Consider the following 18,136-nt stretch of genomic DNA (forward strand, 5'->3'; position numbering starts at 1 on the left):
AAAAGCAAAAACGCCGGCGTTGCCGGCGTTTCCCATTGCTTGGATCGCGGCGGCGAAGTCTCAGCGCACGTCCACCCACACCAGATGGTGGTCGCTGCCGTTGGCGATCTTCGCTTCCGGGCTGTCGCCGGCCGGCCAGAACACGCCGCTGCCGATGTAGTCAAAGCCCGTCGAGGGCAGCACGTAGTCCAGCCGCATCGTGCCCGAGCGCGGGCCGAAATCGCCGGTGGCGTGCTGCGGCGCGCCGCGGCGCACGAGGCCCTTTTCCGCATAGGCCAGGCCGGTCTGCTCGCCGCCGGCGCTGGTCGGGGTCGGGTAGCGCAGCACGCGCGGGTGTTCGAGCAGTTCGAGGATGGCGTCGTGGCGGCCGTCGCCGTCGACCGGGTCGTTGTTGAGGTCGCCGACGATCACGAAACGCGCATCCGCCGCCAGCCCGCCGCAGCGGCCCTGATCGTCGCACAGCCACGGCTTGTCGCCGCCGTCGAGATACTCCTTCCACAGCCGCAGCTCGTCATGGTTGCGCGCGGCGTTGCGCCTCTCCCTGCCGTCGAACACCGGCGGCGTCGGGTGCGAGGCCAGCACGTGCACCGTGCCCAGCGGCGTGCGCACCGGCACGTCCCAGTGCGACTTGGAGGAGAGCCGCAGCTGCGACCAGGTCGCGTCGTTCCAGAACGGCTTGCCGGTTTGCGGGTCGACCGGCCGCAGCGCGCCGGGCAGCGTGCTCCACTTCAGCAGCTGGAAGCTGCGTACCGCCTTCTCGTCGATGGGGTAGTTCGACAGCACCAGCATGCCGTACTGGCCCGGGTGCAGGCCGTAGCCCCAGGCGTCGTTGCCGCGCTCGCGGCCCTTGCCGCCGACGGTGCCGTTGTTGTCCAGGTCCAGGCCGCTGGGCACGCCGGTGTTGACCGGGGCCAGGTAACGGTAGGGATACCGCAACGCCGCGCCGCCGCCGGCCTGCGGCACCTCCAGGTATCGCTGCTGGAACAGGTCGGCGGCGCGGTGGGCGTCGTCGAAATCGAACTCGTTGAGCAGCACCAGGTCCGGGCGGACCTGCTGCAGCACCGCGGCGATCTTGCGCGCATGCGCGCTGTCGCCTTCCAGCTCGGCGATCAGGCCGCCGGCGTCGTCCGAGTACAGCGAGGTGTTGTAGGTCGCCAGCCGCAGCTGCTTGGCGGAGGGTGTGTCCGGAGCGGCGGGGGCGGTGCTGGTGCAGGCGGCGCAGAGCATCGTCAGGGTCAGGAGCAGGGTGTGTCTGTTCATGCCGGCATTCTCGCATCCGGACGATGAAGGCGTGATGGCAGCGGTGCGCTAGGGCGCGCCGTCCCCGGGCGCGTCCACTTCGCGCCAGCGCCTGCCGTCGAAGTGCTCGAGTGGCCGGTAGCGGCGCTTGTAGTCCATCTTGCGATGGTTCTCGATCCAGTAGCCCAGATACAGGTGCGGCAGGTGCGTGCGCCGCGCCCAGTCGATCTGCTGCAGGATCGCGTAGGTGCCGAGCCCGCGCGCGCGTTCGTCCGGATCGAAGAAGGTGTACACCGCCGACAGACCCAGCGGGGTGACGTCGGTGACGGCGACCGCCAGCAGCCGGCCACGGCCGGCCGCGGTGCGGATTTCCAGGAAACGCCCGTGTGACCAGCCGCCGATCAGGAACTGGTCGAATTCGTGCGGGCCGTGGTCGTCCATGCCGCCCTTGGCGTGCCGCGCGGCGAGGTAACGCCGGTACAGCGCGAACTGTTCGTCGGTGCGCTCGGCCGGCAGCACCCGGCATTCCAGGTCGCCGTTGCGCGCCAGGCAGCGGCGCTGGCTGCGGTCGGGCACGAAGCGCTCCACCGGCACCCGCACCGGCACGCAGGCGCGGCACTGCTGGCAGTGCGGCCGGTAGACCAGGTCGCCGGAGCGGCGGAAGCCCCAGCCCAACGCCATCGGGTACAGCTCGCCGAGCCGGCTGTCCTGCGGGTCGAGCACGAGGTCGCGCGCGCGCCGTTCGGGGAAATAGCCGCAGGGGTGTTCGCCCGTCTGGAACAGGCGCAGTTCTTCGGTGGAGTCGCCGTGCAAAGCCATGCCGCAAGCATAGCGGCAGGCGGTCTCACGACGTGCGCCGTCGCCGCTGTTTCCGCCGGCCATGCAGGATTGCCGATGGGCGTCACCTGTCCGCCCGATGAATGCGTCCGGTGCGCGGTCAACGCCGCGGCTGCTGGCACGTTGATGTCGACAAGGCGCAGCGATGCGTCCTTTCATCCACTACCGGAGCCAGACCATGACCCACCGCAAACCCCTGATCCTGCTGGCCGTGCTGCTGGCCGCTTCCGTTACCGGCGTCGCCCTGGCCGCCACCGCGCCGCAGCAGAAGCCGGCCCGGGCGCAGCTGGATGCCAACGGCGACGGCGCGATCGACCGCCAGGAAGCCGCCGCCCATCCGCGTCTGGCGCAGCGTTTCGACGAGCTGGACAGGAACAAGGACGGCAAGCTCTCGCGCGAGGAGATGCCGCGCTGGCATGCCCGGGGCGGCGACGGCCACCGCGGCATGGCGCGCCATCATCGCGGGCAGCGCGGCGAGGGCTTCCTGCGCATGATGGACACCAACCACGATGGCCGCATCAGCGCCGCCGAGCACCAGGCCTTCTTCGAGCGCATGGACGTGAACAAGGACGGCTTCATCGACCAGGCCGACCGCGAGGCACGCGCCAAGCAGCGCCGCGAGGAATGGTTCGGCAACGCCGACACCGACAAGGACGGCAAGCTGAGCCCGGCCGAACTGGAGGCCGCGCGCGCGAAGATGGGCGCGCGTGGTCCGCGCCCGGTGCAGGCGCCGGCAGCGAAGTAACCGCCGCGCAGTCGCCGATCGAAGAACGCCCCGCCTGCCGGCGGGGCGTTCTTCTTTACAGGCGTCGGGGGCGCCGTCAGCGCTTGAGCAGCACGAACAGCACCGCGGCGATGACCAGCGCACTGGACATGGCCACCGCGCTGCGGCCGAACAGGCTCTTGTACACACGGGTGGGACCGCTGCGGCCATGGCGGGCGGCGTCGCGGGCGAGCATCGGCCCCATGATCCGCGGCAGCGTGACGAGGTACTGGTAGTTGATCGCGCACATGCCCAGCAGCAGCGACGTCAGCGACGTGACCAGGCCCAACTGCAGCACCACGACCAGCAGCGTGCTGCCGCAGAACACGGCGGCGGTGGTGGTGTGCAGGCGCATGAAATGCTGGATCCGGGCACGCTCGGCCGACGATTCGGCGTAGCGCAGCAGGTACAACCCGCCCAGCCAGGCGGCCGCGGTGCCACCGATCGTGGCGCCGAGCGCCAGGCCGAAGTGGAAGCCGTCGGCCATCAACGTGTTGGCGAGCATGCCCAGCGAGCCGCCTGCCGCCCCGCCGCCCACGGCGGTGGCGCCCATGCCGCCGGCACCGAGCTTGCCGGCGCCGGCAAGGCCGGCGGTGCTGCCGATCACCACGGCGCTGGCGGTGCCCGGCGCGGCCACCATCAGCAGCGAACCGATCGTCGCGGCGAACGCGGTGCCCGGCGCGCTGCTGCGCGCGAACTCGCCGAAGCGGCGCAGCATTTCCTCGCGCACGGTGGCGCGGGCGCGCGACAGGCGCTTGCGCACCGCCGCGTCACTCAACCCCAGCAGCGCGGCGACCTGCTGCGAGCTCTGCCCTTCGCGGTAGAACAGCAGCAGCGCTTCGCGGCTGTCCTCGGGCAGGGCGGAGATGATTTCCTCGGCGGCCAGTTCCTCTTCCACGCGCGCCATCGCCTCGGCGGCGCCGGGTGTGGGGTCGGCGGCCATGCCGATGGCGATCTCGGCCGCTTCGCCGCTGAGCGGGCGGTTGCGGTTGGCGCGCAGCCAGTCGCGGGCGAGGTTGCGGGTGATCTGCCGCAGCCAGGGCAGGAAGCTGGCCGCGTTGTTGAGCTGGTTGAGCTGCTGCCAGGCCTTGATGAAGGCTTCCTGGGCGATGTCCTCGCTGGCCTGCACGTCGCGGGTGATGGCCAGCGCGATGGCGGTCACCGTGTTCTGGCAGGCGAGCACGATGCGTCCATAGGACTGCGTGCAGCCGCCGCGGGCGGCGGGCAGTTCGTGGTGCAGCAGGGATTCGAGCGTGGCGGCGGTCATGGGCGGCTCCCGTTGGTCTGCAGGACAGGACGGAGGCCGCGGGCCGATGTGACCGCCCCGCCGCGGGTCAGGGTTTGGGGGCCGGTGCCGGGGCGGGTGCCGGCGCGCTGGGCTGGATGCGCACGCGGAAGCCGTCCTCGTCCTGCGCCGGCTGCACCTGCGGCGCCGGGGCGGGCGGCGGCGCCTGCGTGCCGCGATGGCGCAGCATGACCACCAGCGCCACGCCGGCGATCACCACCAGCAGGGCGATGCGGATGCGCCAGGCCCAGCCGCGGCCGCCGGACGGCGCCGGCGTGTCGCGGAAGGCGTACTCGGCGACCGGATGGTCGCGGCGGGTGGTGTCGAGCAGGCGCGCGTCGCGCAGGATCTCGCGGGCGCGCGGCTGGTCGTCGGCGCGCACCACCCAGACCGTCGGCAGCTGCGCGTCGTTCTTCCTGTCCAGGTAACTGAACTGGCCGCGGCGCTTGCTGTGGTACGAACGGCCGTTGGTCAGGCGCACCTCGATGCCGGCCTCGCGCAGCATGTTGGCCACGCCCTCGGCGTTTTCCACGCGCTGGCTGGTGAATATCTTGCGCATGCTTATTCCTTGCCGCCTTCGCCGGCGGCCGGCGGCGCGACGCGGATCAGCCCTTCCTGCGCGGTGCTGGCCACCAGCACGCCTTCGCGGGTGAAGAACTGGCCGCGCGCCAGGCCGCGCGCATCCTGTGCGCTGGGACTGTCGAGCGAATACAGCAGCCAGTCGTCCACGCGGAACGGGCGGTGGAACCAGAGGGCGTGGTCGAGCGAGGCCATCTGCACGTGCGGCTGGTAGTAGCTGATGCCGTGCGGAAAGGTGGCCGTGCCCAGCAGGTGGAAGTCCGAGGCGTAGGCCAGCAGCGCCTGGTGCAGTTCCGGCGCATCGCCGACGCGTTCGTTCAGGCGCAGCCACACCTGGTGGTAGGGCGGGCGCTTGGGCGGGTTGAGTTCGTCGCGCGGGTATACGTGGCGGAACTCGAACGGGCCGCCGCGCGAGAGCCAGCGCTGCACCTTCACCGGCAGGCGCTCGAGCACTTCCGGCGGCAGCGGGCGGTTGGGTTCGATGTCTTCGGGCTGCGGCACTTCGGGCATTTTGTGCTGGTGCTCGGCGCCGTGTTCGGCCTGCTGGAACGAGGCCGCGCAGAAGAAGATCACCTTGCCGTGCTGGATCGCGGTGACCCGGCGCACCGAGAAACTGCCGCCGTCGCGGGTGCGGTCCACGTCGTAGATGATCGGGTGGTCGATGTTGCCGGCGCGCAGGAAATAGGCGTGCAGCGAATGCACGTGGCGGCCGTTGTCGATGGTGGCCTGGGCGGCGGCCAGCGCCTGGCCCAGCACCTGCCCGCCGAACACGTACTTGGTACCGATGTCGCGGCTCTGGCCCCGGAACAGGTTGTCCTCCAGCCGCTCCAGCGACAGCAGGTCGATCAGTTCGGTGACGACGGGTTCGGCGCTGGTGGACAAAATGGCGGGCCCGGGTGGCGAGGGCCGGGATTATAGCGGGCGGGGCCGCCGTGCCGTGGCACGGCGCAACCCGCCGCCGTTAGCTGTTGCCGTTGCCGTCGTAGGAGCGACTTCAGTCGCGATGGGGCTTTGCCGGTAACGCCCCATCGCGACTGAAGTCGCTCCTACGGGTATGCGTGTGCGTACGCAGGCGGAGCTTCAGCTCTTGCCCAGCCGCGCGGCCAGGGCCTGCAGCGCCGCCTGGGCGTCGGCCGAATACCAGGCCTCGACGAACCGTTCCAGCTGGATGTGCTGCGGCTGCATCGCCTCGTGCAGGTCGGCGCGGGCGATGGCGCGGGTCTGCAGCATCGGCTGGCGCGGCAGTTTCAGCTGCGCCTGCAGCCAGGCGATGGCCTGCGCGGCCACGGCGCCAGCACCATCGGCCAGTTCGTCGACCAGCCCGATCTCCAGCGCGCGCTCGGCGCTGACCAGCTGGCCGCCAGCCAGCAGCACGCCGGCGCGATGGGGGCCGACCACGCGCCGCATCAGCCGCTGGATGCCTTCCGGCGCGACCAGTCCCACCTGCACTTCGTTCAGGCCGATCAGAAAAGGCCTGGCCGGATCGACGCTGCGGGCCATCACCCGGTAGTCGCAACACAGTGCCAGCACGCAGCCGCCGGCCGGGGAATGCCCGGTGAGCGCGGCCACGACGGGGATGCGGCTTTCGGCCAGGGTGCGGGCCGCCCCGAAGAACGCCTGCCAGCTGTCCAGCAGCTTGTGCCGGTCCTCGCCGTGGCGCAGCAGGTAGGGCACGTCCATGCCGCCGGTGAACACGCGTTCGCTGCCGGACAGCACCACGCCCTGCACGTCGTCGGCCATGGCCTGGTTCATCGCGGCGATGAGCGCGCGGCACAGTTCGGTATCCAGCGCGTTGACCGGCGGCCGCGCCAGCCGCAGTTCGCGGATGGGGCCGTGGTTGATCGTGTCGATGAGCGTTGTCATGCTGCGGCCTCGATTACGGCAGGGAGTCGATGGTCCGATGATAACCAAACCATTCGCGTGCGTACTGTTGGCGGCGGCAAGCCTCGCCGCGAGCGTCGCGGCGCAGGCGACGGAGTCCGCGTGCGTGCGCCTGAGCGACGGCTGGATCCGCTACCCGGCGATGGCACACATGGCCGGCGGCTTCGGCCGCATCGACAACACCTGCAAGGCGGACGTGGCAGTGACCTCGGTGCGCAGCGCGGCGTTCAAGGCGGTGTCCCTGCATGAGACCACCCTGGTCGATGGCGTCAGCCGCATGCGCGAGGTCGAGCGTCTGCCGGTGGCGGCGGGGAAGGGCGTCGAGCTCAAGCCCGGCGGCCTGCATCTGATGCTGATGGACGGCGCTGGCCCGCTGCAGGAAGGCCAGCGCGTGCCGCTGTGGCTGGGCCTGTCCGACGGCACCGAGGTACGCGGCGAGCTGGTGGTGCGCAAGCCCTGAGCGGGAAGCGCTGACACCGGGAGAGCGCGGCGCAGCCGGGCGCGGCGCTCAGTTTCCCGCTTGCGTCCGCCCGGAGATCACCTCTTCGATCCAGCCGGCATTAGTGGCCCAGCCGGATATCGCAGGTGGTCTGACTAAGGTGCGTGGCGAGCTGGTGGTGCGCAGGCCCTGAGCGGGAAGCGCTTACACCGGGAGAGCGCGGCGCAGTCGGGCGCGGTGCTCAGTTTCCTGCGTGCGTCCGCCCGGAGATCACCTCTTCGATCCAGCCGGCATAGTGACCCAGCCGGACATTGCAGGCGGTCTGGCCATAACGTCCGGGCCGCGCGGTCCGCAGATCGCCCGCGATCACCTTCCACGATCCCAGGCCGGCCACGCGCCACTGGCCGCCGTCCTCGATGAGCACGGCGCCGCCGCTGTCGCCGTTCCCCAGCATGCCCTCGAGCGGCAGCGCCGCCGGCGGCTCGTCGAAGACATAGCAGAGCCAGCGGTCGTAGGCGCTGGTGACGGTATTGAAGGCGCGCCGGAGCGCGGTACGGTTCGGACCGGCGGGATCGTGCCCGGCCGCGCCGGTGCCGGTGGCGCCCTTGCCCACGATCTGGGCGATCCGGCCGGGCTCGTCGCCGCGCGCATAGAGCGCGACCGGCGCAACGTCCGCCACCGGTTGCCGGAGCTCGATCAGCGCGATGTCGTCCGAGCCGGCCAGGAACACCACGATCAGCATCGCCTCGCCGCTGGCCATGGTCTGGTCGACCAGCGCCTGCGGCAGCGTCCTGTACCCGGGATGGACGACGACACGTTCGACCTCGCGCGGCTGGCCGTCGATCACGACCTGGCCGAGCCGGGAATGCATCGGGAGCGTGTGCGCGGCGGTCACCGCCCAGCGCGGCGCGATCAATACGCCATGGCCTTCGCCGGGCATGTCGACGAGCGCGGGGAAGTCGGAGGCGGGTATGCGGTACTTCGCATCGTCGACGTCGTGCCGGATCACGACGGCGCTGGCACTGAAAGAAACGGCGAGCAGAAGCAGGAGCCAGGCGAATCGGGGCATGGGCGATATTCCGGGGCGGACGGGGATGGAGCGTCGAGGAGGCCGGTGCGGGCCGGTTCTCCGGATCGAGCCGGCGGCGTTCCCGGCTGCCCTTCGCCGCCATCGTATTTCCTGCGCCGCTGCGACGCACGGCCCCTGCGCCCGTCCCGCGCGGCATGGATCCGGGCGCACGATCCGCCGGCACGTAGGGGAAAAGGCTTGCCGCGGCGATCACGCGGTAAAATGCGCCGGTTCCCACTTCCACGTACGTCATGACCGTCCGCACCCGCTTCGCCCCCAGTCCCACCGGCTACCTGCACATCGGTGGCGCCCGCACCGCGTTGTACTGCTGGCTGGAGGCCCGCCACCGCGGTGGCGAATTCGTGCTGCGCATCGAGGACACCGACCGCGAGCGCAGCACCCAGGCGGCGATCGACGCCATCCTGGAGGCTATGGACTGGCTGGGCCTGGACTACGACGAAGGCCCGATCTACCAGACCGACCGCGTGGCGCGCTACCGGGAAGTGGCCGAACAGCTGGTCGCCGACGGCAAGGCGTACTACGCCTACGAAACCCGCGAGGAACTGGACGCCATGCGCGAGGCCGCGATGGCGAAGCAGGAGAAGCCGCGCTACAACGGCGCCGCGCGCGACCTGGGCCTGCCGTACCGGGACGACCCGAACCGCGTCATCCGCTTCAAGAATCCGCTGGACGGCGTGGTCGCCTTCGACGACCTGATCAAGGGCCGCATCGAGATCGCCAACAGCGAACTGGACGACATGGTCATCTTCCGTCCGGACGGCTACCCCACCTACAACTTCGCGGTGGTGGTGGACGACTGGGACATGGGCATCACCGAGGTCATCCGCGGCGACGACCACATCAACAACACCCCGCGCCAGATCAACCTGTACGCGGCCATCGGCGCGCCGGTGCCGAAGTTCGGCCACATGCCGATGATCCTGGACGAGCAGGGCGCCAAGCTGTCCAAGCGCACCGGCGCAGCCGACGTGATGCAGTACAGGGACGCCGGCTACCTGCCCGATGCGCTGCTGAGCTACCTGGCGCGCCTGGGCTGGTCGCACGGCGACCAGGAGCTGTTCGGCCGCCAGGAGCTGATCGACCTGTTCGACGTGACCAACTGCAACTCCAAGGCCTCGCGCCTGGACATGGCCAAGCTCGGCTGGGTCAACCAGCACTTCCTGAAGACCGGGGAGCCGGCCAGCATCGTGCCGCACCTGGTCTACCAGCTGCAGAAGCTGGGCCTGGACGTGGCCGCCGGCCCGGCGCCGGCGGACGTGGTCATTGCCCTGCGCGAGCGCGTGCAGACGCTGAAGGAAATGGCCGAGAAGGCGGTGGTCTGGTACACGCCGCTGACCGAGTACGACGAGGCCGCCGTGGCCAAGCATTTCAAGGCCGGCGCCGAGGTGGCGCTGGGCAAGGCGCGCGAACTGCTGGCGGCGCTGCCGCAGTGGACCGCCGAGAGCGTCGGCGTCGCCCTGCACGACACCGCCGCTGCGCTGGAGATCGGCATGGGCAAGGTCGCCCAGCCGCTGCGCGTGGCCATCACCGGCACCCAGGTCAGTCCGGACATCTCGCACACGGTGTACCTGGCCGGCCGCGAGGAAGCCTTGAAACGCATCGACGCCGCACTCATCAAGGTTCCGAAGGGCTGATTCGGCCGAGGCAGACATGACCGCACACGAGCACAGCTGTACCGCGCCCCACCACCACGTCGACGACGCGGCGGGCTTCATCGCGGTGGTCGAGCGGGTGTGCCGCGAGCGCGGCCTGCGGCTCACGCCGATCCGCGCCAACGTGTTGCGGCTGATCGCCGAGGCCGGCAAGCCGGTCAAGGCCTACGAACTGCTGGAATGGGTGCGCGAGGGCAAGGGCGTCGGCGCCGACGCCCCGCCCACGGTGTACCGCGCGCTGGATTTCCTGATGGCCAATGGTTTTGTGCACAAGCTGTCCTCGGTCAATTCCTTCGTCGCCTGCCACCACCCCAGCAGCAACCAGCATTCGGTGCCGTTCCTGATCTGCGACCGCTGCCACAGCGCGGTCGAGCTGGAGGACCGCGACATCGTGCGCCAGCTAGAAACGCGCGCCCGCGAACTGGGCTTCAAGCCGCAGGCGCAGACGCTGGAAGTGCACGGCCTGTGCGCGGACTGCGCCGGGTGAGCGACGGTCGGGCGGCGGAACGCGCGGTCTGCCGCGGGCAGCGCGCCGCGCCCTGAGGATTTCCCCGCGGAGCCCGCGGGTTCTGTGGAGTGTGATGGCCGCTGCCATGGTGCTGGGTCGTCTGCTTCGCCGTGTTCTTTGATTCGTGCCCCAGCCTGGGCAGTGCTGCTCCGGGCTGCCGCAGCCTGTTCGATCACCGGCCATCCCTGCCGACCGCGGCGATGGTCGGTGTGGTGGCGCTGATCTTGGTGATCGTCATCGTGGGGATGGGCGGCGCCGGCGGCCACGCTGGGAACGATTGCGCGGAAGGCGCGCGGCTGGCGATCCCGCTCGTCATGCGATGCCCGGCGCCGACCCGCGGCCTTACTTCTCTCGCTCCTCGGCGTTGTAGACGACGTTGCCGTCCTTGATGGTCCGCAGCACCTGGATGGTGTGCAGGTTGGCCGGCGCGATGGTCAGCGGATTGTCCGAGAGCACCACCAGGTCGGCGCGCTTGCCGGTTTCGATCGAGCCCTTGCGGGCCTCTTCCGCGTACTGCCGCGCGGCCCACAGGGTGATGGATTTGAGCGCCTGTTCCTGCGTGACCCGCTGCGCCGGGCCGAGCACGCGGCCGCTGCGGGTGGTGCGGTTGACGGTGGCGTCGAGCACGCGCATCGCATCGGGGAACACCACCGGCGCATCGTGGTGCGAGGTGAATACCATGCCCGCGTCCAGCACCCAGCGCGTGGGCGAAATGTTCTCCGCGCGCTTCGGTCCCAGCACCGAGTCGCGGTGCCAGTCGCCCCAGTAATAGGTGTGCATCGGGAACAGCGAGGGGAAGATGCCGAGCCGGCGCAGTTCGCCCACCTGGTCGCGGCGCAGGGTCTGGCCGTGGATCAGCACCGGTAGCAGGCGTTTGTCCGGATGCGCGGCTTCGGCGGCGGCCACGGCGCGGATGAACTGATCGATGGCGGCGTCGCCGTTGGCATGCGCCAGTACCTGCCAGCCGTTGCCCCAGGCCTTGCCGATCAGTGCATCGGCCTGCGCGTCGCTGTAGGCGGGGTAGCCGGCGTATTCGGCTTTCTCGCCCGCGGGCGCCTTGTAGTACGGCTGGCTCAGCCACGCGGTCTTGCCCTGCGGCGAACCGTCCAGGCTGATCTTCACCCCGCCGATGCGGAAGTGGTCGATGTAGTCCGGGCCGTAATAGGGGCCGCGCATCGCCGGGCTGTCCAGCGCCACCTGGATGTCGGGGTAGGCGACGACGTCGATCTTCAGCCTGCCCGCCTTGCCGGCCATCGGCAGCATCGCCAGCGTGCCGGCGTCGGTCTTGCCGTCCTGCGCGGTGGTGTAGCCATGTTTCATGTACAGCGCCTGGCCCGCTTCGAGCATGGCCATGGCCTGTTCGATGCTCAACGCAGGCATCAGCCGCGCGAGCGCGAGAGTGTGCGCGCTTTCCTCCAGCACCCCGTCGGGAACGCGGCTGCCGGGCTCGCGGCGGATCACCCCGCCTTCCGGGTCGGGCGTATCGACATTGATGCCGGCCTGTTCCAGCGCCTTGCTGTTGTAGGCGCCCAGGTGCCCGGACTGGTGCATCAGGATCACTGGGATATCGGTGGCGATGGCATCCAGCTCGGTACGCGTCGGGTGGCGTTTTTCGGCCAGCTGCGAGTCGTCGTAGCCGAAGCCGATCAGAACCCTGTAGCCGCCGGGTAGCGTGGCCGCGGCGCGGAAGCGGCGCATGATGTCCTGCAGCGCGGGAATCGCGTTGCCGTCGCCATCCGGGGCGGGCAGCAGGTTGGCCGACAGCGCCTGCAGGCCGACGCCGGAGACGTGCCCATGGCTGTCGATGAAGCCCGGTACCAGGGTGCGGCCCTGGAGGTCTACCTGACGCGCGCCCGGGCTGAAAGACAGCGCGTCCGCGCGCGTGCCGACGAAGGCGATGTCGCCATCGCGCACGACCACGGCTTCGGCCTGCGGCTGCCGGTCGTCCATCGTGACGATCGGCCCGCCGGTATACAGCGTGTCCGCCGCGTCGGCGGCGCCGTGCAATGCCGCCAGGAGCGGCAGGACCAGCAGGGGTTTCATGCACGCGCTCCGCGGCGACGGACCAGGCGGCAGCCTAGCGCGGCGCCGGCATGCGCGCGGTGAGTGCCGCGCCGGCCGCGCTGCCGGTGCGCGCGGCCGGCCTCAGCGCCGCGGTTCGGCGGCCGTATCCACTTCCACCACCACCGACATGCCCGGGCGCAGGCGCGCGGCCAGCGGCTGGCCGGGATCGATGGCGATGCGGATCGGCAGGCGCTGCACCACCTTGGTGAAGTTGCCGCTGGCGTTGTCGGGCTTGAGCACCGAGAACTCCGAGCCGGTGGCCGGGGCGATCTGCTCGATGCGGCCGTGCAGGCGCTGGCCCTGGAAGGCGTCGACGCGGAAGGTCGCCGGCTGGCCGATGGCCATCTTCCAGGTCTGGCCTTCCTTGAAGTTGGCCACGATCCACAGGCTGTCCGGCACCAGGAACAGCAGTTGCGTGCCGGCGGTGACGTACTGGCCCAGCCGCACCGAGGCCTCGGACAGCTGGCCGTCGCGCGGGGCGCGGATGACGGTGTTGTCCAAGTCGATCCGCGCCAGTTCCAGCGCCGCCTCGGCGCTGGCGACCTTGGCTTCCAGTCCCTGGCGGGCGACGCGGGTGGCGGTGAGGTTCTCCTCGGCGATGCGGATGGCCGCCTGCGACTGCGCCACGCCGGCGCTGGCCGACTGCGCGCCGGCGCGCAGCCTGTCGCGGTCGCTGCTGGACACCAGCTGCTGCGCGGCCAGCGTCTCGTAGCGCTGCAGTTCGGCGCGGCTGCGCTGCTGCTCGGCCTGGCCGGCCGACAGGGTGGCGCGCGCCGAGGCGATCTGCGCGCGGTTCTGCGCCTGGCTCTGGTCGGAGTTGGCCAGCTGCGCGCGCGCATCGGCCAGCGCCGCCTCGGCCTGGTCGACCTTCTGCCGGTAGCTGCGCTCGTCGATGCGCAGCAGCGGCTGGCCCTGCTTCACGTGGTCGAAGTCCTTCACCAGCACCTCGGTGACGTAGCCGCTGACCTGCGGCGCCAGCACCGTCACCTGGCCGCGCACGTAGGCATCGTCGGTATGCACGTGGCTGCTGTTGAACGGCCACAGCTGCCAGGCGCGCAGGATCAGGGTCAGCCCGACCAGGGCGATGACGACCATCACCACCACGCTGGTGCGGCTGGGCGTGTTGTATTTGGAGACCGGCGTCGACGCCGCGGCCGCCTCGCCATCGCTGGCGTCGGTGATCGGCTCGTCGGGGGTGCCGGGGTTTTCCTGCTTGTCGCTCATGTCGGTTGCTTCATCTGGAGGGCGTGGCGGCCGCGGCCGGCCGTATCGCTTTTTTTACGGTGGGATTGCGGAACAGCACTTCCAGCAGCAGCCAGCTGAGGAAGCCGATGGCCAGCCAGCCGCTCAGCGCGAACACGTCGTTGAACGCGCGTACGTTGGCCTCGCGCCTGGCGGCCTGCGCCAGCGACGCGGCGGCCTGCGCCTGGCGTTGTACCGGGTCGGTGATCAGGCGGGCGTAGCCCTGCTGCTGCGTGCGCAGGCGCTGGGCGACGACCGGGTCGGCCGGGTCCAGCTGGCCGACCAGCTGGCTGGAATACACATGCTCGCGGTGCAGCTGGTAGCTGCCCAGCAGGGCCGAGCCGGCCAGGCCGCCGAAGGTCTGGGTCAACGACAGCACCACGATGAAGGACACGATGTGGTCCAGCCCGCGCGCCATGGCCTGGCGGATGCCCATCAGCATCAGCGGGCCCATGAACATGCCGCTGCCCACTGCGGCCAGGAACTGGCTCAGTGCGAAATCCATCGGCCGGTCCAGGCTGGTGCGGTGCTGGTCCAGGAAGGCGGCGCTGCCGAGCAGGATGATCGAGGCCAGCAGCTGCGGGATCAGCGCCTTCGGCCCGAAGGTCAGCGCGCCGGCGGCGATGCCCACCAGCACGCCGAGCAGGATCACCGCGAACAGCGGCGCCATCTGGTCCGGCCCCATGCCCAGCGTGCGCATCATCGTGACCATGCCGTAGGACTGCTCGTTGGTCAGGAAGCGGATCAGAAACGCGCCGGCGATGAAGCGCAGCATCGTCGGGCCCATCAGCCAGCGGATCTGCAGCAGCGGGTTGCGGCGGTAGTGCTCGATCAGGAACGCGGCAAGGATCAGCACTGTCGCCGCGGCCAGCAGCCAGCCCAGCCACGGCGTGTCGAACCACCAGTGCAGGTAGCCCTGGCTGAGCACGATGACCAGCATCGCCAGCGCCGGCGCGAGCAGGGCGAAGGTGACGAAGTCCAGCGGCTCGAACACCTTGATCTGGATGCCCGGCGGCAGCTTGAGGATCACCACCGCGGCAAACGCGCACAGCGCCAGCCCGGCCTCGAACAAATAGAGGTTGTGCCACTCGCCGTGGTCCAGCAGGCCCGGCGAGACCAGCCACGCCAGCGGCACCGCCAGCTGCGACAGGCCCACGCCGACCACCAGCAGGTTGCCCACGTACTTCCGTGGCAGCGCCTGCAGCATGTACAGCGTGCCCAGCGTGGTGCAGGCCGCGCCGGCGAACCCGCTGGCCGCGCGCACCAGCATGGTGGTCGCCAGCCCGCCCACGGCCAGGTGCAGCACCGCCAGCGCGGCATAGACGCCCAGGCCCAGTTCGGCGAACAGGCGGATGCCGTATTCCTGGCGGAACTTGAACACCAGCAGGTTGGCGGTGACGTTGACCATGATGTAGGCGGCCACCAGCCAGTTCGCCTCGGCCGGCTGCAGGCCCATCTGCCCCTGGATCCACGGCAGGTTGGCGCTGAGCAGCGCGTTGCCCAGGCCGCCGGTGATCGCCACCAGTACCGCCACCGCCGCGTAGGCCACGCGCCGGTGCGGCGGGTGCCAGGGCATCGAGGCGGAGCCGGGCAGGGTGGGTTTTTCGTGCTCCTCCCAGTCGGGGATCGGCTTGAGCGGTTTCATGCGTCCGCTCCGGCGGATGCCGCCAGGCCGGGGCGCAGCAGCTCCAGCGCGCGTGTGGCGAGGCGGGCGCGGTCGGCGCGGGTGCGTCCGCGCAGCGCGGCGCCGAGCATGCTCGATACCAGCGACAGGTCGGCCAGTTCCAGGTCGGCCCGGCACAGGCCGGCGGCGCGCGCGCGCCGCAGGGCCGGCTCCATCAGCTTCAGCACCCGCTGGCGGGCGGCGCGGATCGGCGGGTCGTTCTGGTCCACGGCGCGCCAGTAGTCGGCCAGTGCCGGCGAGAGCACGATGCGCCGGGCCATGCCGCCGATCAGCTCGAACAGGGCGTCCTCGCGCTCGCCCAGTTCGGCCACGTGCGCCTGGATCTTCTCGACCGTGCGCTGGAGCATCGCCTCGATCAGCGCGGCGCGGTCGGGGAAATTGCGGTACAGCGTGGCGCGGCCGACGCCGGCGCGTTCCACCACCAGGTCCAGCGGCGCGGTGATGCCGTGTTCGCCGAACACGGCGTCGGCCGCGTCCAGCAACTGGGCGCGACGCGCGGCGGCATCGGAACGGATCGAGGTCATGCGCACATGATCCGGACAAAAGTGTCCGCTTACAATGAGCGCGATGTGAAACGCCGTGTCCGGCAAAGCGGCCATTCAGGTCGGCGAGCCGGCCCGGATGCACCGGCCCGGAAAAGAGGAAGGGGCCTTGCGGCCCCTTCCTCATGCACTCTCCGGCGGCGCTTCCGGTCAGAACCAGGCGCGGATGCCGAAGGCGACGCCGCGGCCGGGCAGCGGCGAGTAGTCGCGCAGCAGCGAGGTGTGCGGGCGGGCCTCGCGGTTGGTCAGGTTGCTGCCGTCCAGGAACAGCTCGTAGGCGTTGCTGCCGCTGCGGTCCCAGCGGTACGCCAGGTGCGCGTCGACCAGGGTGTAGCCGGCGCTGGGCGCCTCGTTCGGCGCCACGTCCTTCTGGCTGCCGTAGCGGATCGCGCCCACCGAGGCGCGCCAGCCGTCGCGTGCCCAGCGCAGGTCGGCGCCGACGCGTGCCGGCGAGATCCGCGGCAGGTAACCGCCGTTGGCCAGGTCCACGCTGTAGCGGTGGCTGTGGTTGCCGTGCGGTACGGCGATGTCCGCGCGGCGGCTGCCGCTGCCGTCCAGTTCGGCCTTGACGTAGTCGCCGAACACGCGCAGGTCCCAGTCGCCGCTGTCGCCTTCGGCCAGGTGGAACATGGCCTCGGCCTCGGCGCCCTTGAAGGTGGCGTCGTGCTGGGTCCAGACCCGGACCGGCAGCCCCTGTTCGACCACGCCGGTGTCGGCCAGATAGATGAAGTCCTTGAACCTGGTCTGGTAGATCGCGGCCGAGACGTCGATGCGGTCGCTGTGCGCGTGCAGGCCCAGTTCCATGCGGTGGCCGCGCTCGGTGTCCAGGTTGGCGTCGCCGATCTCCAGCGAGCGCGTGGCGATGTGGGCGCCGGCCGCGTACAGCTCCTCGTTGGTGGGCGCGCGCTCGGATCCGTCCACGCCGAAGCGCAGGTCGAAGTGGTCGTTGACCGTCCAGATGCCCGCCGCCGACAGGTTGGTGGCACCGAAGTCGCGCCCGCGCAGGCCGTCGTCGGGGCTGAGCCGGACGCGGTCGTGGCGGCCGCCCAGTTCCAGCTTGAGCGGGCCGAACTGCTTTTCCTGCAGCACGAACAGGCCCAGCGTCCGGGTGCGGGTATCCGGCACGAAGGCCTCCTCGCCCTGCGCGCCGAAATCGCTGTCGCCGAACTGCAGGCCGAACGCGCCGTTCCAGCCGGCCAGCGGCTGCTGCACCGCTTCCACGCGGCCTTCCACGCCCTTGTTGGTGAAGCGCGTGGACGGCGTGCCGGCTTCCAGTTCGGTGTGCTCGTAATCGGTCCAGGCGGCGCGCACGGTCACGCTCTGCAGGAACGGCAGCGGATCGTAGAGGCCGCCCTTCACGTCGAAGCGGTTCTGCACCATGTCGATGCGCACGTCGTGCTCGCCTTCGCCTTCCTCGTCGCCATGGTCGTGGTCGTCGTGGTCATGATCGTGGCCGTGATCGTCGTCGGCATGGACATGGGCGCCGTTGGGAATGCCGTAGTTGCTGCGGTAGGTGCCCAGCGACGCGCCGAGGAAGCCGGACGCGCCCAGCCAGGTGGCGCCGACGCCGCCGGCGCGGGTGCGCGTGGAACTGTTCTCCAGGCGGCCGCGCGGGCCGAGTTCGTCGCCGTGGTCGTCGTGGTCGTCATGGTCATGGCCGTCGTCCAGCGCGGCGGGGTCGATCGCGTAGCCGGGAATGCGGTAGTCGTCGCCATTGCGCACCAGGCCGTCGACGTGCAGCACCAGGTTGTCGCCGCTGACCCCGTCGAGGCGGAACATGCCGCTGCGCTCGTTGTTGACGCTGTTGCCGCGCAGTTCGGCGCGGCCGCTCAGGGGATGGTCGGGCAGGTCGCGGGCGATGCGCCCGTCGACCACGTTGACCGCGCCGCCGATGGCGCCGCTGCCGAACAGCAGGGTCGCCGGGCCCTTCAGCACCTCGATCTGGTCGGCCAGGAACGGCTCGATGCTGGTGGCGTGGTCGGCGCTGACCGTGGAGGCGTCCATGTTGCCGACGCCGTTGGCGACCACCGCCACGCGCGGGCCTTCCTGCCCGCGGATGACCGGGCGGCCCACGCCGGGACCGAAGTAGGTGGTCTGCACGCCGGGCATGCGCGCGATGGTGTCGCCGAGCGTGGCGCCCTTGCGTGCGTCCAGTTCCTCGCCGGTCAGCACGGCCACCGGGCGGGCCAGCGATTCGGCGTCGCTCTGCAGCGGGGAGGCGGTGACCTTGACCGCGGAGAGTTCGGTCAGGTGGTGGCTCTGCCCGTCGTTGTCGGCGGCGGCCTGGGCGGCGGGAAGGGCCGCGGCGAGCGCCAGGAACAGCGCGGGGCG

At 70.6% G+C, this 18,136-nt stretch carries 16 protein-coding genes; 4 read left to right on the top strand and 12 right to left on the bottom strand.

Annotated elements, in window-relative coordinates; translation table 11 throughout:
• Positions 1 to 60: 60 nt before the first annotated feature.
• Entirely contained in the window at positions 61 to 1,260 is a 1,200-nt protein-coding gene (locus tag CQ393_RS11575) for an endonuclease/exonuclease/phosphatase family protein (RefSeq protein WP_153191699.1), read from the bottom strand.
• A 48-nt stretch (positions 1,261 to 1,308) separates the two neighbouring features.
• Positions 1,309 to 2,058: an arginyltransferase gene (locus CQ393_RS11580; RefSeq protein WP_153191700.1), complete on the bottom strand. Its 750-nt coding sequence runs from the start codon at positions 2,056 to 2,058 to the stop codon at positions 1,309 to 1,311.
• 196 nt (positions 2,059 to 2,254) lie between these two features.
• On the opposite strand from CQ393_RS11580, the gene CQ393_RS11585 reads away from it, so the two are divergent.
• Positions 2,255 to 2,821: an EF-hand domain-containing protein gene (locus CQ393_RS11585; RefSeq protein ID WP_153191701.1), complete on the top strand. Its 567-nt coding sequence runs from the start codon at positions 2,255 to 2,257 to the stop codon at positions 2,819 to 2,821.
• 76 nt (positions 2,822 to 2,897) lie between these two features.
• Here the strand turns inward: CQ393_RS11585 and CQ393_RS11590 are convergent, their stop codons facing one another.
• From CQ393_RS11590 to CQ393_RS11605, 4 genes are all read right to left on the bottom strand, one after another.
• Positions 2,898 to 4,106, bottom strand: coding sequence for a sigma-70 family RNA polymerase sigma factor (locus tag CQ393_RS11590; RefSeq protein ID WP_153191702.1), 1,209 nt, complete (start codon positions 4,104 to 4,106; stop codon positions 2,898 to 2,900).
• A gap of 67 nt (positions 4,107 to 4,173) precedes the next feature.
• A complete protein-coding gene (locus CQ393_RS11595; protein ID WP_153191703.1) occupies positions 4,174 to 4,683 on the bottom strand; it encodes a DUF2007 domain-containing protein in 510 nt (169 codons plus the stop codon).
• A gap of 2 nt (positions 4,684 to 4,685) precedes the next feature.
• Positions 4,686 to 5,585: an acyl-CoA thioesterase II gene (gene tesB / locus CQ393_RS11600; RefSeq protein WP_153191704.1), complete on the bottom strand. Its 900-nt coding sequence runs from the start codon at positions 5,583 to 5,585 to the stop codon at positions 4,686 to 4,688.
• A gap of 198 nt (positions 5,586 to 5,783) precedes the next feature.
• Positions 5,784 to 6,566, bottom strand: coding sequence for an enoyl-CoA hydratase/isomerase family protein (locus tag CQ393_RS11605; RefSeq protein ID WP_153191705.1), 783 nt, complete (start codon positions 6,564 to 6,566; stop codon positions 5,784 to 5,786).
• Positions 6,567 to 6,603: 37 nt separating this feature from the next.
• Here CQ393_RS11605 and CQ393_RS11610 point away from each other — a divergent pair, with 37 nt between their 5' ends.
• A complete protein-coding gene (locus CQ393_RS11610; RefSeq protein ID WP_153191706.1) occupies positions 6,604 to 7,044 on the top strand; it encodes a copper chaperone PCu(A)C in 441 nt (146 codons plus the stop codon).
• A 220-nt stretch (positions 7,045 to 7,264) separates the two neighbouring features.
• Here CQ393_RS11610 and CQ393_RS11615 read toward each other — a convergent pair whose 3' ends face one another.
• The gene (locus CQ393_RS11615) at positions 7,265 to 8,092 is read right to left on the bottom strand and encodes a trypsin-like serine protease (protein ID WP_153191707.1); all 828 of its coding nucleotides are present in this window, start codon (positions 8,090 to 8,092) and stop codon (positions 7,265 to 7,267) included.
• 251 nt (positions 8,093 to 8,343) lie between these two features.
• Here CQ393_RS11615 and gltX point away from each other — a divergent pair, with 251 nt between their 5' ends.
• The gene (gltX, locus tag CQ393_RS11620; protein ID WP_153191708.1) at positions 8,344 to 9,747 is read left to right on the top strand and encodes a glutamate--tRNA ligase; all 1,404 of its coding nucleotides are present in this window, start codon (positions 8,344 to 8,346) and stop codon (positions 9,745 to 9,747) included.
• 16 nt (positions 9,748 to 9,763) lie between these two features.
• On the top strand, positions 9,764 to 10,252 hold the full coding sequence (locus CQ393_RS11625; protein ID WP_153191709.1) for a Fur family transcriptional regulator: 489 nt from the start codon (positions 9,764 to 9,766) through the stop codon (positions 10,250 to 10,252).
• Positions 10,253 to 10,615: 363 nt separating this feature from the next.
• On the opposite strand, the gene CQ393_RS11630 is transcribed toward CQ393_RS11625, so the two are convergent.
• The 5 genes from CQ393_RS11630 to CQ393_RS11650 form a co-directional block, all read right to left on the bottom strand.
• The gene (locus CQ393_RS11630; RefSeq protein WP_153191710.1) at positions 10,616 to 12,316 is read right to left on the bottom strand and encodes an amidohydrolase; all 1,701 of its coding nucleotides are present in this window, start codon (positions 12,314 to 12,316) and stop codon (positions 10,616 to 10,618) included.
• Between the two features lie 102 nt (positions 12,317 to 12,418).
• A complete protein-coding gene (locus tag CQ393_RS11635; RefSeq protein WP_228114495.1) occupies positions 12,419 to 13,432 on the bottom strand; it encodes an HlyD family secretion protein in 1,014 nt (337 codons plus the stop codon).
• Positions 13,433 to 13,571: 139 nt separating this feature from the next.
• On the bottom strand, positions 13,572 to 15,224 hold the full coding sequence (locus tag CQ393_RS11640) for an MFS transporter (RefSeq protein WP_153191712.1): 1,653 nt from the start codon (positions 15,222 to 15,224) through the stop codon (positions 13,572 to 13,574).
• Positions 15,221 to 15,787 carry a TetR/AcrR family transcriptional regulator gene (locus CQ393_RS11645; protein WP_153191713.1) on the bottom strand — a complete coding sequence of 189 codons (567 nt, stop codon included), beginning with the start codon at positions 15,785 to 15,787 and terminating at the stop codon, positions 15,221 to 15,223. Before CQ393_RS11645 ends, CQ393_RS11640 begins: the two co-directional genes overlap by 4 nt.
• Positions 15,788 to 15,955: 168 nt before the next feature.
• A partial coding sequence (locus tag CQ393_RS11650) for a TonB-dependent receptor (protein WP_153191714.1) occupies positions 15,956 to 18,136 on the bottom strand: 2,181 nt, incomplete at its 5' end.

Origin of the sequence: Stenotrophomonas sp. MYb238, assembly GCF_009496535.1 — a bacterium.
Lineage (GTDB): Bacteria > Pseudomonadota > Gammaproteobacteria > Xanthomonadales > Xanthomonadaceae > Stenotrophomonas.

Coding starts and splice junctions, on each gene's coding strand:
- CQ393_RS11575 (WP_153191699.1), bottom strand. CDS start 1,260: ATGAACAGACACACCCTGCTCCTGACCCTGACGATGCTCTGCGCCGCC.
- CQ393_RS11580 (WP_153191700.1), bottom strand. CDS start 2,058: ATGGCTTTGCACGGCGACTCCACCGAAGAACTGCGCCTGTTCCAGACG.
- CQ393_RS11585 (WP_153191701.1), top strand. CDS start 2,255: ATGACCCACCGCAAACCCCTGATCCTGCTGGCCGTGCTGCTGGCCGCT.
- CQ393_RS11590 (WP_153191702.1), bottom strand. CDS start 4,106: ATGACCGCCGCCACGCTCGAATCCCTGCTGCACCACGAACTGCCCGCC.
- CQ393_RS11595 (WP_153191703.1), bottom strand. CDS start 4,683: ATGCGCAAGATATTCACCAGCCAGCGCGTGGAAAACGCCGAGGGCGTG.
- CQ393_RS11605 (WP_153191705.1), bottom strand. CDS start 6,566: ATGACAACGCTCATCGACACGATCAACCACGGCCCCATCCGCGAACTG.
- CQ393_RS11610 (WP_153191706.1), top strand. CDS start 6,604: ATGATAACCAAACCATTCGCGTGCGTACTGTTGGCGGCGGCAAGCCTC.
- CQ393_RS11615 (WP_153191707.1), bottom strand. CDS start 8,092: ATGCCCCGATTCGCCTGGCTCCTGCTTCTGCTCGCCGTTTCTTTCAGT.
- gltX (WP_153191708.1), top strand. CDS start 8,344: ATGACCGTCCGCACCCGCTTCGCCCCCAGTCCCACCGGCTACCTGCAC.
- CQ393_RS11625 (WP_153191709.1), top strand. CDS start 9,764: ATGACCGCACACGAGCACAGCTGTACCGCGCCCCACCACCACGTCGAC.
- CQ393_RS11630 (WP_153191710.1), bottom strand. CDS start 12,316: ATGAAACCCCTGCTGGTCCTGCCGCTCCTGGCGGCATTGCACGGCGCC.
- CQ393_RS11635 (WP_228114495.1), bottom strand. CDS start 13,432: ATGGTCGTCATCGCCCTGGTCGGGCTGACCCTGATCCTGCGCGCCTGG.
- CQ393_RS11640 (WP_153191712.1), bottom strand. CDS start 15,224: ATGAAACCGCTCAAGCCGATCCCCGACTGGGAGGAGCACGAAAAACCC.
- CQ393_RS11645 (WP_153191713.1), bottom strand. CDS start 15,787: ATGACCTCGATCCGTTCCGATGCCGCCGCGCGTCGCGCCCAGTTGCTG.